This window comes from Candidatus Ulvibacter alkanivorans (assembly GCF_003333325.1).
GTDB lineage: Bacteria > Bacteroidota > Bacteroidia > Flavobacteriales > Flavobacteriaceae > Ulvibacter_A > Ulvibacter_A alkanivorans.
Genome location: NZ_QOLC01000108.1, coordinates 1 through 1,307, shown reverse-complemented (window position 1 = coordinate 1,307; position 1,307 = coordinate 1). Strand labels below are relative to the sequence as shown.

At 37.5% G+C, this 1,307-nt stretch carries 2 protein-coding genes; both read left to right on the top strand.

The window, feature by feature from the left end:
- The first annotated feature begins 231 nt into the window (after positions 1–231).
- Positions 232–837: a thymidine kinase gene (locus DWA30_RS12645; RefSeq protein WP_262510100.1), complete on the top strand. Its 606-nt coding sequence runs from the start codon at positions 232–234 to the stop codon at positions 835–837.
- A gap of 2 nt (positions 838–839) precedes the next feature.
- Positions 840–1,202, top strand: coding sequence for a hypothetical protein (locus DWA30_RS12640; RefSeq protein ID WP_114492901.1), 363 nt, complete (start codon positions 840–842; stop codon positions 1,200–1,202).
- Positions 1,203–1,307 lie beyond the last annotated feature (105 nt).

Genomic DNA, 1,307 nt, shown 5'->3' with positions numbered 1-1,307 from the left:
GGTTGAAAGGAAATCTTTTCTGGGGCGTTGTTGTTTGCAAATTGTTTTAAATTTATTATTTTTTCTGCTCGTTCTTTTATAGTCACTTAATTCTCTGTTCGTGTTGTGCGTGTCTTTTCATTTTACCATATTGGATTTTAAAAAAAACAATCTTTCTTTAACTTTCCTTGAATGCAGAGCAGCTTTTATGCTATAATACTCACATAGTCAAAAAGGCACAGGTATTTCGATATGGCAAAGTTTCGATTCTATTATTCCGTTATGAACGCAGGCAAAAGTGTTCACCTTCTGCAAGTAAATCACAATTATAGATACCAAGGCCGTGACACTATTTTGCTGACTCACTCAACCGATAATCGTTTTGGCACAGGTCTTATTAAGTCTCGCATGGGTATTGAAGCCGAAGCGCTCTCTGTTTCAGAAGATTTTGATATTTTTGAACATGTTAAATCAATGGTTGAAGATAAAACCAAAGATATTGCTTGTGTTTTGGTTGACGAAAGTCAGTTCTTTTCTCGCAAGCACGTCGAGCAACTTTCAGATGTTGTTGATTTTCTTAATGTGCCCGTGATGTGTTATGGTTTGAGAACAAATTCTAATGGCACCCTTTTCGAAGGTTCCAAAGCCCTTTTTGAACTCGCTGACGAAGTCGAAGAAATCAGTCAAGTTTGCTTTTGCGGCTCCAAAGCAAGGATGGTTCTCAAGTTTACTCAAGATGGACGTGTTACCAAAAATGGTAAAATCATTGATGTTGGCGCTGAAGAAAAATACATTTCTGTTTGCCGTTATCACTGGAAAACTATTACACACATTGACGAAATTAAAAAAGGCTCTTAAACATGAAACAACTACTTAAAACCGATCTCGAAAACATTAAAGAAGCATTTCGTCGTTTTTCTTGCTTTGAAGGCAAAGAAAGTGTAAAAATGATTCTTCTTGCTTTTCCTAGCGAAGTTGACAACGGTCGTTACTCGCCTTTTTTGTTTACACCTTACTCAACACCCCAAAAGCGTATTCTAAACTGGTATAACGCTGGACCAGAGCTTATGACTATTTTTGAACGTATTGGCAAATCCGGAATTTATGCCGATTATGATGGACTTTACAACGATAATGCTCCACATCGTATCGACAGCATTATTCGAGAGATTGCGATTGATGTTCTGGAAAACTCCAATGCACCCGTTGAGTGTGTTGCATAATCACATTTTCATAAAAAACAGGAAACACAATGTTACTCAAAAGCACACGCTTTCGTTTAATCAAGTGTGGTCTGAACGCAAGAAAAGCCTCGTCTTTTAGGGCGT

Excerpts from the sequence above, each read along its gene's own strand:
- DWA30_RS12640 (WP_114492901.1), top strand. The coding sequence starts at position 840 with ATGAAACAACTACTTAAAACCGATCTCGAAAACATTAAAGAAGCATTT.
- DWA30_RS12645 (WP_262510100.1), top strand. The coding sequence starts at position 232 with ATGGCAAAGTTTCGATTCTATTATTCCGTTATGAACGCAGGCAAAAGT.